Below are 15,048 nucleotides of genomic sequence, written 5' to 3'. Positions count from 1 at the left end.
ACCGGTGCGGAAACGCATTGCGCGCTACACCAGGGCCGCCGGCGTGGGCAGGTCGATCTCGGCCAGCTCGAGCAGGATTCGCGCCACCTGCACCAGCCGGTCCGGCGACGGCTCGGCGGCGAGCAGGCCCGCGCTGATCCGGCGCACGGTGCGACCCTCCAGCACCCCGGTGACCCCGAAGCCCGGCACCGCGAGCAGTCCGCGAATCTGACCGGTCAGCGTGGTCGCCAGGATCGAGTTGCCGCCGACGTCGAAGAAGTCGGCCTCGACGCCGAGCCGATCGAGGCCGAGCACCTGAGCGGTGATGTATTCGACCGCCGCCTCCACCTCGTTCGCCGGGGGCACATAGACGTTGCGCTCGTCGGCGTCCTCGGCGAACCGGGCGGCGACCGCGGCTCGGTCGAGCTTGCCGTTGGCGGTCAGCGGGATCGCGTCGAGCACCTCGATGGTCTCGGGAATCATGTAGCCGGGTAGCAGTTCTCGCAGTTGCTCGGTGAGCGCGTCGACCTCGGCCACCCCCGCGGTGGTCACCGCGGCGGCGAGTCGCCCGGAGGACGTGAGCAGCGCGACCGCCTCACGGACCGGCGCGAGCCCGAGCAGGGCCGCCTCGACCTCGCCGAGTTCGACCCGGTAGCCCCGGATCTTGACCTGATGGTCGGCACGGCCGAGGAAGTCGACGGTGCCGTCGGGCAGGTACCTGGCCAGATCGCCGGTGCGGTACCAGCGCACGCCGTCCACCTCGACGAACCGGTCCGCGGTGCGCTCCGGGTCACCGCGGTAACCGTCCGCGACGCTCGCACCGCCGATCCACAGTTCGCCGAGCACCCAGTCCGGGCAGTCCTCACCGCGCTCGTTCACCACGCGCAGCCGCACATTGGCCAGCGGCGTGCCGTACGGCACGTTGACCCATGCGGCCGGGAAGTCGTCGGTCACCTCGCAGACGGTGGAGTGGATCGCGGTCTCGGTGGTACCGCCGAGGCCGACGAAACGAAGTCCGGGCACCAGCGCGCGCGTGCGCTGTGCGAGTTCGGTTTTCACCTTGTCGCCGCCGGTCAGCACGAGCCGCAGCGAACGCAGTTGGTCCGGCGTCGCGAGATCGAGCAGCATGCCGATCAGACCGGGCGCGCAATTGAGCACGGTGACACCGGCTTCCGCGATGAGCGCGGCCCACGCGGCCGCGTCGCGCTCGGACTCGGCGTCGACGCAGGCGAGCGCACCGCCCACCGAAAGCGGCGCGAAGATGTCGTAGACCGAAAGGTCGAAGCCCAACGCGGACAGTCCGATCAGCCGATCGTCACGGCCGAGTTCGAAGCGGGTGCCGATCGCGTCGACGGTGTTGGCTGCGGCCCGATGACCGACCTCGACGCCCTTCGGCTCGCCGGTCGAGCCCGAGGTGAACAGTACGTAGGCGATCGCGTCGGCGGATGTCGCCACCGGCTGATCCAGCCGGGGCCCGGTCAAGGCGTCCGCGAGCACGACCCCGGTCACCGTGTCGGGCAGCGCCGCGGCCCCGTCTACGATCGCCACCCGCGCAACGCCGCGCGCGAGGATCCGATCACGACGTGCGCTCGGCTGGTCGACACCGATCGGCAGGTAGGCCGCGCCCGCGGCGAGCACACCCAGCACGGCGGGAATCTGCCGGTGCCCCTTCGGAACAACGACGGCGACGGTGTCGCCGGGCGCGACGCCGGCAGCGGTGAGCGCGCGGGCGACCGCGAGCGCCTGATCGGCCAGCTCTCCGTAGCCGGCCGACCCGCCGTCACGCCAGCGCAGCGCGACGCGGTCCGGATGCTGTCGCGCGAGCGCGAAGAACGTGTCGTGCAGGGTGCGGCCGCCCAGGTCGGCAGCTGTGTCGTTGGCTGAATCGCGCACCGCGCGTTGCGCTTGCGGCAGCGCGAGAGCCAGCTCGGCGGACCAGTCCGCGTCCGGCCGCACGAGCGCGGTGAGCATGTCGCGGAATTCGGCGAACATCGCCTCGGCGACACCGTCGGGCAGCGCGTCGCGGCGGATGTCCCAATTGACGAGCAGGCCACCGGCCAACTCGACGACCTGCGCGTCCAGGTCCACCTGCGGCCCCTGCGACAGAATCCAGACCGGCTCGCCGAACACGCGAGTGACGCGTTCGGAGAACAGCTCTCCCAGATCGAGACCCGAGGTGAACACCACCGAGGGCGTTACCGGTGCGCCGCGCAGCCTGCCCAGATCGCGCAGCACATCCAAGCCCTCGTAGCCGGAGTGCACTGCGGCAGTGTGCAGTTCGCGCTGCAACCGCTTCGCCCGCGCCACCATCGATTCGGTGGTGCGCGCGTCGACGTCGACCAGCACGGAATTGGTGAAATCACCCACCACGCGATCTATGTCGTCGTGCAGCGGCTCGCGCGCGAACAGCGGCAGGTTCAGCAGGAAGCGCTGCCGCGCCGACCAGCGCGCGATGGCCTCGCTGAACACGGTGGCCAGCGCGACCGCGGGGGTCACGCCGTTGCCGTGCGCGTGCTGCTGCAGCCTGGCCTTGTCCGCGGCGTCGAACCAGTGGTGCAGGCGGATGCTGCGCGCCGGGTCCGGCCGCTCGTTCTCCGGCACCACCGGCAGCGAGGGGATATCCGGCAGGGTCGGCGCCTTCTGCGCCCACCACTGCGCGTCGGCGGAATTGTCCGGCGCGGTGCGCGCTTTGGCGGCGAGGTATTCGCGGAAGGTGAAGCCGAGCGGCGCCAGCGTGTCGTCGTCGGCCTCGTAGAGCGCGGCGAGATCGTCGAGGATGCGCCGGTAGCTCTGCGCGTCGGCGGCCACCATGTCGACGTCGAGGTGCAGGCGGTGCGCGCCGTCGGGCAGCACCGTGACCGCGATGTCCACCACCTGGCCCGCCGCGACGTCCATGCGCTGGTGGCTCTTGTCCTGGCGGATGTCCTCGAGCGTGCTCGCCACCTCGGCCGCGGCGTGCGCGCTCAGGTCGAGGGTGTGACAGACCGGCACCAGCGGCTCGGCCAGGATGCGCTGGGTGCCGCTGTCCAGGAACTGGGCCCGCAGCATCGCGTGCCTGCGCACCAGGCGTTCGGCCGCACGGCGCATCCGCGCGGCCTCGAGGCCGTGGCCGTCGAATTCGACGTACAGGTGGGCCGCGACACCGCCGAGCCGCTGATCCTGCCTGCGGCCGACCCAGTACGCGTGCTGCATCGTTGCCAACGCGAATTCGTCGGTGTCGCTTCCGGTTTCGGCGACCGGGGCAGGCGCGCTCGGTTCGGCCGCCTGGCTCACTCCCAGCAACTCGGCCCATCCGGTGATCGTGGGGTTCAGCGCGAGGGCCGAACTACGCACGTCGTAGCCCTGTTTGCGCCACTTGGCCGCCAGGTGCATGAGCTTCATCGAATGCATGCCCAGGCTCACCAGATCGTCGTCGTAACCCACCGTTTCGGGTGCTACACCGAGATCTGCCGCCACCATGTCGCGCAGTTCAGCCTTGCCGAACATCAGACTCCTCACCAGCCGAGAAACAGCCCATCGGACCGCAGAGGCAAGCCTTGCCTAACCTCAAGGCATGGTAACCCACGAAGGGTGCCCAGAGGCAGAGTGTGGTTTGCCTAACCTATTTGCTATGTCTTGTCACCGGCACATCACCGGTTAACCGGCTCACTCTGCGGCGAGCTCGGCCAGTACCGCCGCCCACCGGTCGAGCAGGACATCGGTGTCCGCTTCGTCCAGAACCGCCGCGTTGACGTCGAATTGGGCGACCAGGGAAGCCACGCCCGCGCGCGGGACCACCGCCGACGTCACATCGACGGTGAAGCGCACCGGCAGGTCGGGATGACCGGCGACGCCGAACTCCGCGGTGAACTCCGCCAGCGGCGCGGGCGCCCACGGCCCCGAGCCGAAGCTCAGCACATCGAACCGCCCGAGGTGATTGAGCCGGACCTGACCGCGCGCGTCGAGCGTGCGCTCGTCCAGCGGCAGCGGCCACGCACCCGGGGACCAGTCGCCGAGGTCGCCCACGGGCACCAAGACCGTCTCCTCCACCGTGAACCACCCGACCTGACGGGTGTCGTCGTCGGCGGGCCTGCCGTGCGACTCCCTGGTCAACGCGACCCGCCCCGTGGTGTCGGCACTGTCGGCGAAGGTGCGCGCACAAGCCAGGATCAGCATGTCCTCCAGCGAGATTCCGGTGTCGGCGCAGCGGGCGAGCAGTTGTTCGGTGTGCTCGGGACCGAGTTCACATACCCGCTGGATCACCTTGGCCGCGCGGTCGGTGGCGGGATCGGTGAGCCGACCGCCGAGCACGGTGCCGAGAATCGGCAACGGCGCGCGCGGCGCCGCAGCCGGATCGCCGGTGCGTGGCGTCTCGTCGATCGGAAGCTCACCCTGATCGAGCCTGCGCAAGTCGTCGCCGAGGATCAACCAGGAGACCACGTCGACGGCGAGATGATGGATGGACAGCAGCAGGCGCCGCCGCCCCGGCCCACCGTCGAGCACCGTCGCGGCGAGCATCCGCCCCGCCTGCGGGTCGAGCCGGTCCACGTTCTCGGCCAACCGGGCGGCGGGTCCTGCGGCGTCATCGGCGACCACCGTCAAAGCGGTTGCCGCGTCGGCGGCTTCGTCGACGACCAGCACCGGGGCGGCGTATGTTTCGGTGTCCAGATGCGAACGCAACGTCGGATGCGCGTCTGCCAAGGCGTTCAGCCGATCCGCGATCAGCTCGATCGCCGCGTCGTCGGGCAGCGTGATCACCTGGCTCTGCGCGAGATAGCGGTAGTCGCCGTTGGCGACGATCTCGTGGGCCAGCGCGGTGAGCGGCAGCACCGTGCCCGCGGGCGTGCGCGCCGCCGCCGGCATCGGCACGGCCGCCGCGGCATCGAGGATGCTCGCGAGCTCCCGCAGATCCCCTGCCGTGACAACGTCTTTCGCGGTGACCCGATAGCCCGCGCCACGCAGCCGAGACACCAGATCGATGACGCCGATGCTGTCGATACCCAGGTCGGCCAGGTTGTCCAGCACGCCGACCGCCGCGCGCCGCTCGCCCATCGCCGCGATCAGCGCGAGCAGGGTTCGCTCGGTCTCGGTGGCAGGTTCGGCCACCACCGCATCGGTGACCGGCGCGTGCAGCAGCGCGGTCGCGGCGTGCACATCGAGTTTGTCGTTGCGGTTCAACGGAATCTGTTCGACGTGCACGATCCTGGTAGGCACCAGGAACCGCGGCAACCGCAGCGCGAGCGCGGCGCGGATCTCGGCGACGGAACGATCGGCAACGACCAAGGCGCCCAGGCGGGTCCTGCCGTTCTCCACGAAAGCCAGTGCGGCGGCCTGCTCTACACCGTCGAGTTCGCGCAGCACCACCGTCGCCTCGTCGGGCTCGACCCGATAGCCGTTGATCTTGACCTGGCTGTCGATGCGACCCTCGTAAACGACCGTGCCCGCGGCGGTACGGCGCACCAGATCGCCGGTGCGGTAACGCCTTACGCCAGAGCCGGCGACGAAGGCGGCCGCCGTGGCGCCGGGCCTGCCGAGGTAACCGAGCGCGAGCTGCGCACCGGAGAGGTACAGCTCGCCGTGGCCGCCCGGCGGCACCGGGCGCAGGCGATGATCGAGTACCTCGGCCGACAGGTTGTCGAAGGTGCGGCCGATGGTCGGGGCCGGATGCTCGTGCACATCGGCCATCAACGCTTCCACCGTGGTCTCGGTGGGTCCATAGAAGTTGATGACCCGGGTGGTCGGCAGGCGGCGCAGCCGCGTCCAGGTGTCCTGACTGATCGCCTCGCCGCCCAACGCGAGCACCAGCAGCGGGCAGCGCTCCCCGCCCGCCTCATCCGGATCGGTACTCGCGGTGAACAACCCGGCGGCGATCAACCGGCTCAACATCGACGGCGAGGTGTCGAAGATGTCGATTCGCTGCCGCTCGATCGCCGCGACGATCTGCTCGGCGTCGGCGCGTACCTTGTCCCCGAGCAGCACGACGGCGTGCCCGCTGAGCAGCGCGACGGTCGGCTGCCAAGCCGCGTCGAAACCGGTCGACCAGCCGTGGCCGATCCGCAACTGCCGTCCGGTCCGCGCGGCGAGCGGCCCGAAGATGCGGCGCTCGTGGTTGGACCAGTGGTTCAGCAGCGCACCATGCGGGACCACAACGCCTTTCGGGCGGCCCGTGGTGCCCGAGGTGAACACCATGTAGCAGGGCGCGTTCCGATCCCGCCGCGACACCGCCACATTCACCTCGGCCGTGCCGGACGCACCGAGCACGCGCAGGTCGCCCTGCTCGTCGGGTACCGCGTGCACGAACTCGCGCCCCTGTGCACGGACCAAGGTCAAGGTGTCGGCGAGCGACTCGTCGCCCAGCACGACGCCGACGTCGGCGACCTCGAACATGTAGGCGAGCCGGTCGGCCGGGGTGGCCGGGTCGACGTGCACACAGAGCGCGCCGGCTAGCCCGATCGCGAACGGCGCGTGCAGCACTCGACGATCACGCGGCAATACGACGGCCACCGCGGCGCCGGGCCGGACACCGGCGCCGCGCAGTCCGGCGGCCAGATTCCGCACGGCCGCACCGAATTCGGCGAAGGACTGCGCCCCCGCGTCGTCGACCACGGCGACCCGCTCGCCGACTCGCGCGGCGGCCGCTAGCAACGCCTCCGGGACCGAGTCGTACTCCACCGGCGCCTGCGGCGCGACGGTCAGCGCGGCGGGTTCGTCCGCGAGCAACAGGTCGATATCGCAGCCGCGCTCGGCTGTGATCATCCGGCGCATCACCGTGAGCACCCGCTGCGCCAAGTGATCCGGATCGAATCGGTCCACCAGGTCGGGGCGAATCTCCACCCTGGTGATCAGCCGCTCGTGCTCCACCACCGGCACCACCGCGATCGGGTAGTGGCTGGGGGAATCGATCCGGCGCGGTCGCATGGTGGCGCCACCGGCCAGCTCCATCGAAGTGGTGATCGCGCCGAGCGGAGTGTTCTCGAAGACCAGCAGCGTGTCGAAAAGCTGTCCGACGTCGGCATGTTTGGTGATTTCGGCGATGCCGAGGTACTCGTGCGCGCGCAAGCGCGCGACCGTGCGCTGTAGCTCCGCACCGATCTCCGCGGGCGACCGCTCGTCCATCCGCACCCGCACCGGAATGGTGGTGACGAGCGCACCGACCAGCCGATCGGCCTGCGGCAGCGACGCGTCGCGGCCGGAGGTGGTCTGCCCGAACACCACGTCGTCGCGGCCGGTCAGTCCGGAAAGCACCCGGGCCCATGCCATCTGGCACACCGTGTTCATGGTGATGCCGTGCGCGCGGGCCCAGCTCGCCACCAGTTCGGTTTCCGCACAGTCGAATTCGGCCGTCCCGAGCACCGGGATCGCACCCGGCGCGGGCGGCGCGAGCATCGGCATCGGCGAGAGCCCCGCCAGCGCATCGGTCCACGCCGCGATGGAGGCCTCGGTGTCGCGGGTGGCCAGCCAGGCCGCGTGCTCGCGCAGTGGCGGCGCGGGCGGCAGCGCCGATCCGGCGCCGCCGTACAGCGCGATCAGATCGGCGAAGATCAGCGGGATGGACCAGCCGTCGACCACGATGTGGTGTGCGGTGCAGATCAATTCGTAGGAGTGCTCGGCGACCCGCGCCGCGACCACCCGGAACAGCGGGCCGTTGTCCAGGTCGATGCGGACCCGCCCTTCGTCCCAATAGAGCTGCTGGGCTGCGGCTTCCGGGTCCTCGGCCCCGCGCAGATCCACCTCGCGCCAGCCGATCCGCCCGTCCGAGGTGATCACCAGAACCGGATGCGGCAGACCGTCGGTCAGCACCGCCGCACCGAGGTGCGGATAGCGTTGCAGCACTTGGTCGAACGCCACCCGCAGTCCGGAGAGATCGGCCAGGTCGTCGATCCGCGCGGCGAAGGTCACCAGGTACGGATCTACCTCGCCGGACATGGTGCTGACCGAGTAGAGACCACGCTGCAGCGGCGACAGCGCGACTACGTCGAGGATCTCGGTGCTCACTTGGCGCCGAACTTCTTACCGAGCGCGGCCAGCGCGGCGGGATCGAGGCCGGACGCGCTCATCGGCGCCGCGGCGGCCTGCGCCGGTGCGTCGGCCGCGGGCGCGCCCTCGGTCAGTTGCGTGGCGAGTTCATGCACCGTGGGGAAGGCGAACACGGTCTGCACATCGAGCACATAGCCCTGTTCGCCCAGATCGGTGACCAGGCGCAGTGCCGCGATCGAGTCGCCGCCGAGGGAGAAGAAGGTGTCCGCGCGACCGACCTCGTCGTCCTCGTCGAGCTCGAGCACCTTCCGGATCGCCGCGGCGACAACGCGTTCCGCGTCGGTTTGCGGCGCACCGCCCAGCCCTGGACCGCCCGCGAGGCCGCCGTCGGCGCCCGCTCGAATGAAAAGCTCCGTGCCGAAGACGATGTCGGTGTCGGTGTCGGTAGCCCATGCCGCACAACGTCGTTCGAGGTGGGCGGCGAAGTCGTCGAGGACACGGCGGCTCGACAGGGCCGGGAACTCCAGGGTGACGGTCACCCCGTCCGCGTCGATCGCGACGTCCACGGTGAGATCGACACCGTGGGGACGCGCGGTGCGCCGGTGCACTTCGCGCACGGTGTATTCGGGTGTGCTGAGCGCGATCGGTCCATCGGCACGCACCCCGATCAGCGCCTGGAACAGCGCGCCGGTGACCACCGCCGCGGTGCCCTTCAGCTGATGGGTGAGCTGTTCGATCCTGGTCTGCGCGTTGGCGCGCGCCTCGACCGTGCAGGCCGCGGTGGCGTCGACGAGCTCGCGCGGCCCGCCGGCGCGCACCGAATCCAGCCGCAGCACCAGCTGATTCGCGATATTGCCGAGCACCGTGCCCGGATCGGCGGGCGTCTGTCCCGGCTCGACCAGACCGATCAGCACATCGTCGCCGATGCCCGCCTCGGCCAGCGTCCGGGCGACGAGCGCGGCGAAGACCACGCTCGCATCGTGCGCACCGCGCAACGCGTCGAACGTGGACCGCGCGAGGCGGAAGGACCGGCGTGGCCCCTGCGCGCCGGGCTCGTCGTCGAGAATCGGCGTCGCCCGGTCGGGCAGGTTCGCGAGTCGCGTCGTCCAGTAGGCCAGCGCCGGGTCGGCGGTGGCGGTGCTGCCCAACGCTTTCAGCTGGGCGGCGACCAGGCTGCGGTACTGCGCGCCCGCGGGCTCGGCCTGGCCGTGCTCGTATGCCGCGAACAGTCCGGTGGCCAGCAGGTCGAGCGTGCGGTCGTCGGCCGCGACCGGGTGCACCGTGAGGGAGACGACAGTGCGGTCGGACAACGCATAGCGCCGCAGGCGGATCGGAAGCTCGTGTACCAGGTCGAAGCGGTGCACGGCGTCCGAGCGCAGCGCGGCGTCCAGCGCGGCCTGCTCGATTCGGACGGTCTCGACCACGGCGTCCGGGACCGGGAGCACGCGCTGGTAGGGCACACGGCGGTCGTCGGGGAAGACGGTGCGCAGGATCTCGTGCTCGGCTAGCAGCGCAATGGCCGCTTGCTCGAACGCCTCGTCGTCGAAGTCGCCGGTGACCTCCAGCGCGACGAACAGATTCGCGGCGGCGGTGCGCCGCAGCCGTTCCGGCAGCAGCACCGCCTGCTGCGCGAGTGACAGCGGCGTGCCACGATCACCAGAGGTGGTGGCCCTGTTCACATTTCGCACCAGCGAATCTGACATCTTCGATCCTTCCGAGCACCGCGGCAACCATTGGGGAAACCACCGCGGCCACTATTTACCGATCAAGCAAGCGGGGGCGGACAGCGCATGGCTACCCACCCCCGGTTAAAGTTAGCCTATCCTAAAACAGCTGTGGTCAGCGGACCAGCCCGCGGCTACTTACTCACCGCCGCGAACGTCGCGTCGAGCTTGTCCAGGACGAAGGGCACCGACAGCGGCGTCGGGGTATTGATCGCGCTGATCGTCGTCACGTCGACGAAGGCGATGCCGTTGCGCTGCACCGAAGGCAACTGGTCGTAGCCGGGCAGCCGCTTGAACTTCTCCTCGAACGCCGGCAGCGCGCCGCAGACCAGCATGTCGGAGGTCAAGTCGCCCAACCGTTCCGGTGACAACGCCAGGCGGCCACCGGCGGGCGCCTCCTGCGCGATCTTCTCGGGGATCGACATGCCGAGGCGGTTGAACAGCACGGCCGAGCCGTCCTTGGGGTCGGCGAGCACCATCAACTGCGCGGGTCCGGTCAGCATGCAGGTGAGGAAGGTCTTACCGCGCAGACCCGGGTAGCGCTGTGCCACCTGGTCGATCCGGCCGTTGACGTCCGCGACCACCTTGTCCGCGTCGGCCTGCCGGTGCAGCACCTTGCCGAGCGTCGCGAGCTGATCCGACCACTGGTCCACCTGCGCGTTGGGCGTCACCGGTCCGATCGTCGGCGCCAGCTTGGACAGCTTCTCGTACATCGCCTTGTCGACCATGAAGCCAGGCACCAGGATCAGATCCGGCTCCAGCGCGGCGATCTGCTCCACCACATCGGCGCCCATGCTGAGCACCTTGGCCTCGTTCAGCGAGTCGGGCGCCCACGGCACCTTCGACTTGCTGCCCATCGAAACGTTGTCCGCGTAGCCGACGGGGGTCACGCCCAGCGCCAACGTGGCGTCGAGCCACTGGTTGCCCAGGGTGACGATGCGCTTCGGGGTGCCACTGACCGCGGTCTCACCGAGCGAATGGGTGATCGTCACCGCACCGGCGGCATCCTCGCCCTTGTCGCCGGAGCCGCAGGCCGCAGTGGTCAACAGCAGGCCCGCCGCGAGCACCGCGACAGCGCGGCCGACCATGCCACGACCTCGTCCAGCCGTTCTTCGGCCCAGCATCATGTCCGTCACTCCTCAAATCGCGGATCAGCCGATCCTTGCCGCAAAAAGGTAAGGCTAAGCAAACACCAGCCAACCATCGTCGGTCCAGGATGCACGATCGCCGGTACGCACCAGCAACCCCGGTGCGAACGGGTCGGCCAGCATCGGACCGGCCGCCGGGTCGCCGACCCGGCCGAGCGCCGCGCCACCGACGAAGACCTCACCGAGCACCCCGGGCCGCACCGGTCTGCCGCGCTCGTCCAGCACGAGCACCCGCGCGCCGGGAATAGGGCGCACCCGCCCGGTGCCGTCCAGCGGACCGCGCGCCACGGCACCCACGTACTCCGGCACCGAATAGGCCACGGTGCCGACCGAACCCGGTGCGGCCGCCGCGAGCGCGGCGGGAAGCGTTGGCGCGGCGTCGGTTCCGATGAGATCCCAGCGGCACACCGACACCTGGTCCTGGCCGATGGCCCGTGCGATCGCGCCGGCCGTCGCCGCCTCCGCGACCACGTGGGTCACCGCGAATTCCATGACCAGCGCGGCCAATTCAGCGGAATCGGCGCACTGCGACGCCGTGGCGACGATCAGCTGCGCGCCATCGGCCAGGGCGGCGAACAGCTCCACCGCCGCACGCGCGTCGACGCGGCGCACCGCGAGCAGTCGCACATCGCGCGCCTGGTAGGCGGGATCGGTTCGCCGGCAGCGCCGATCGGCGGCCACCGCGCGCCGATCCGCGACGGCCACCGCCAGCGCCTCGGCCGGCGGCAGGACACAGGCACCCGCGCCCGATTCCGTCGCGGCGCCGAGCAGCGTCGTCACCAGCCGGACCAGCCGCTCGGCCGCGTCGGTGGCGGGCGTGACCTCGTCGGGCCGCCCGGCCGCCAGCCGATCGAACAGCTCCCCGTAGGTCAATGATTTTGTGCCACAACGTATCGCGGGACGGACGCCGGGAAAGCCGTAGCCGCGGCGGACGACCTCGGTCAGGTCGAGCACGTCGGTGAGGTCGACCCCGGTGGACCACTCGCCGAGCACCCGCTCGCGTTCGGCGGTGGTCAGTTCCTCCTGCGCCACAATGGGCGTCGCCTCGATGAGCGCGGCCAGCCCGGCCACCGTCGGATTGTCGAAAACCACCCGCACGTCGATCGGCACCCCGAATTCCGCGCGCAGCCGCGGCACCAGCCGGTTGGCCAGCAGGGAATGTCCGCCGAGATCGAAGAACGAGTCGTCGGCGCCGACCCGGTCCACGCCGAACAGCTCCTGATACAGCTCGGCGAGCCGAATCTCGGTGGCGGTACCCGGTTCTCGAAAGCCGTGCGCGAGGCGCACCGGCGGCGGGAGCGCGTCGCGGTCGAGCTTGCCGTGCTTGGTCAGTGGGATCCGATCGATCAGCGTGAACGCCGCGGGCACCATGTACTCGGGCAGGCTCGCGGCCGTGTGCGCGCGTACCTGCGCCAGGTCGAGCTCACCCGTGGCGGGAACCACGTAGGCCGCGAGCATGGTCCCGATCGAGCGGTCCGCCGCCGCGACAACCGCGCAGTGCCCGACTCCGGGATGCGCCGCGATGGTCGCCTCCACCTCACCGAGTTCGATACGGAACCCGCGCACCTTCACCTGCGCGTCGGCGCGGCCGACGAACTCGAGCACGCCGTCGGCACCGCGCCGGGCCAGATCGCCGGTGCGATACAACCGCGCACCCGGCAGGAACGGATCGGCGACGAACCGGTCCGCGGTCAGCCCCGCCCGGTGCAGATAGCCACGCGCCAATTGCGCACCCCCCAAATAGATTTCCCCGACAACGCCGTGCGGAACCAGCTGCAGGCGCTCATCGAGCAGATAGCAGTACACGTTGCGATTGGGCACGCCGATCGGCACGATCCGAGTGCCCTGCGGACCATCCACCGGCATATGCGTCGCGGAGACCACCGCTTCGGTCGGCCCGTAGTGGTTGCGCAGTTCGGCGTCGAAGACACCGGCGAACCGGTCGGCCACCTCGCCGAGCAGCGCCTCGCCGCCGACCGGAACATGGCGCAGCGCACGCCATTCGCTCACCTCAGGCAGCAGCAGGAAGGTGCTCAGCGTCGAAGGAACCATGTGCAGCACGGTGATACCGCAGCGCGCGATCAGATCGGCGACGTAGGGGATGTCGCGGAACGCGGCGGGCTTCGGAATCACCAGGCACGCACCGACGGTCAGCGTGACGAAGATATCGAGCAGCGACGCGTCGAAGCTCACCGGCGAGGACTGCAGCAGCCGATCCTCGGCCGTCATCCCCCACTCCGCCCGGAAACCATCCAGGTGCTCGGCGATCGCGGCGTGCGAAACCGCCACGCCCTTGGGCTTTCCGGTCGAACCCGAGGTGTAGATCAGATAGGCGAGATTGCCGGGACGCAGCGGGCGGACCCGATCCCGGTCCGTCGGAGCGTGTTCGGACAACTCGACCGCGGACTCTTCGGCCGCGGCCAACTCGACCGTGCCCAGCACCAGGCGGGGGCCCGCGTCCCGATAGAACTCGTCGATCCGCTCGTCCGGATCGGCCGGGTCGATCGGCAGATATGCGCCACCCGCCTTGAGCACCGCAAGCACCGCGACCACGAACTCGACCGAGTTGCCGAGCCGCAGCGCGACCACGTCCTCGGGGCCGATGCCCTGCCCGATCAGCCAGTGCGCCAGCCGATTCGCGCGGCGATCGAGCCGGCCGTAGGTCAGTGCCAGATCCCCAGCCCGATCAAGGCTCGGCGCCAGCACCGCGGGCGCGTCGGGGGTGGTCGCCACAGCGGCTTCGAACAGCGCGACAACGGTGGTCGGCGGTGTGTCGACAAGCACGCCGTGCGACTGGGCCAGCAACCGCGAACGATCCTGCGGGCCATACATATCCAGCTCGCCCACCCGGGCGTCCGGCGCGGCCAGCGCGCTGTCGAGCAACCGGATGTAATGCGCGAGCAACTGTTCGACCAGGCGGTGTTCGACCTCGTCGGCCCAGTATTCGGCCTCGAGGTGCACACCGTCCACGTCGAAGACGGCGGTGACCCGCAGCGGCACCTGCGGCACCGGGCGGCCGAGGTCGAGGCCGACGGCCGTGACGGCGTCGAACTCGAAGCCGCGCGGCGCCTCGCGCACCCCGAAACCGACCCGCACCAGCTGTTCCAGGCCGTCCCTTCCGTTGCCCCGGTCCGGGTTGATCTCGCGGATCACCCGATCGATGCCGAGTTCCTGGTGCGCGAACGCCGCGGCGCAGTTGTCCCGCACGGCCGCGGCGAACTCGGCGAAGGTGTCGCCCGGCCGCACCGCCGCCCGCAGCAGCACCGTGTTGCCGAAGTATCCGATCACCGACACCGCGGCCGCGTCCCTGGTCGAGACCGGCACCGAGACGAGGAAATCCGTTGCGGCCGTGTAGCGATGGATCACCGCGTGGAACGCGGCGAGCGCCACCGCGAACGGCGTCGAGTCGTGCTCGCCCGCGAACGCGTAGACCCGGGCGAGCAGATCGCTCGGCACCGCGAGCAGGCTCCGTCCGGTCCGCCGGTTCCCGGCGTCCGCACCGATCGGCTTGCCCGGCAACTCGAGTGGTTCCGGCAGCGGACGCAATGTGCGCCGCCAGTAGTCGACCGCCGCGTCATCGGGTGCGGTGGACCCGTCCCCGGGCAGGGCGACGTCGACGAACTGCACACCCGGCGCGGCGGGCGGCGCGGCACCGTTATAGGCCGCGTTCAGCTCTGCGCGCAGCACGCTCCACGAATCGTCGTCCCAGCAGATGGTGTGCGCGACGAGGAGGAAGACGAACTCCTCGGCGCCGGTGCGCACCAGGGTGCAGCGCAGCGGCGCCTCCGCGACCAGGTCGAAGGGGCGGCCGAACTCCCGGCGCGCCAATACTTCCAAGCGTCGCGACCGGCTCGGTTCCGTCAGCTCCGACAGATCGTGTTCGTGCCAGGACGGCACCACATCGGTCCGCACGATCTGACCGGGCTCACCGTCGGCGGCCGGACCGTAGGTGGTGCGCAGGATGTCGTGCCGAGCGACGACGGCGTCGACGGCGGCCGCCAATCGAGACACCACCAGCGGACCGGTCAGACGTTGCGCGACACACACATTGAGGGTGGTGTCCGCAGGATCACGAGTCTGCAGGAACCAGGCACGGCGCTGCGCGGCCGACAGCGGATACCGCGCACCCTCGTCGGCCGCGTTCGATGACCGTTCGGATCTATTGTCCCGCACGCGGTCCGGGGTGTTGGCAATGGTCGACATGATTCCTTCACCCCCCGGTTGAACGTCGCTTCCCGGCT

5 protein-coding genes are annotated in these 15,048 nt (G+C 70.3%); all 5 read right to left on the bottom strand.

Annotation, left to right across the window (positions count from 1 at the left end):
* Window positions 1-24: 24 nt before the first annotated feature.
* Entirely contained in the window at window positions 25-3,465 is a 3,441-nt protein-coding gene (locus tag F5X71_RS04470) for a non-ribosomal peptide synthetase (RefSeq protein WP_167460786.1), read from the bottom strand.
* Window positions 3,466-3,624: 159 nt separating this feature from the next.
* Complete coding sequence (locus F5X71_RS04465; RefSeq protein WP_167460785.1) at window positions 3,625-7,953, bottom strand: non-ribosomal peptide synthetase; 4,329 nt, start codon at window positions 7,951-7,953, stop codon at window positions 3,625-3,627.
* Window positions 7,950-9,638 (bottom strand): condensation domain-containing protein, encoded by a 1,689-nt coding sequence (locus tag F5X71_RS04460; protein ID WP_167460784.1) that lies wholly within the window; start codon window positions 9,636-9,638, stop codon window positions 7,950-7,952. The genes F5X71_RS04465 and F5X71_RS04460 overlap by 4 nt, the downstream gene beginning before the upstream one ends.
* Before the next feature lie 155 nt (window positions 9,639-9,793).
* On the bottom strand, window positions 9,794-10,747 hold the full coding sequence (locus tag F5X71_RS04455; protein WP_238815714.1) for an ABC transporter substrate-binding protein: 954 nt from the start codon (window positions 10,745-10,747) through the stop codon (window positions 9,794-9,796).
* Window positions 10,748-10,840: 93 nt separating this feature from the next.
* Window positions 10,841-15,010: a non-ribosomal peptide synthetase gene (locus F5X71_RS04450; RefSeq protein WP_167460782.1), complete on the bottom strand. Its 4,170-nt coding sequence runs from the start codon at window positions 15,008-15,010 to the stop codon at window positions 10,841-10,843.
* Window positions 15,011-15,048 lie beyond the last annotated feature (38 nt).

Source organism: Nocardia brasiliensis, from assembly GCF_011801125.1.
In the GTDB taxonomy this organism is placed as follows: Bacteria; Actinomycetota; Actinomycetes; order Mycobacteriales; family Mycobacteriaceae; genus Nocardia; species Nocardia brasiliensis_C.
Note: the sequence above shows the minus strand (reverse complement) of the source record. Positions and strands in the feature narration are given on the sequence as shown.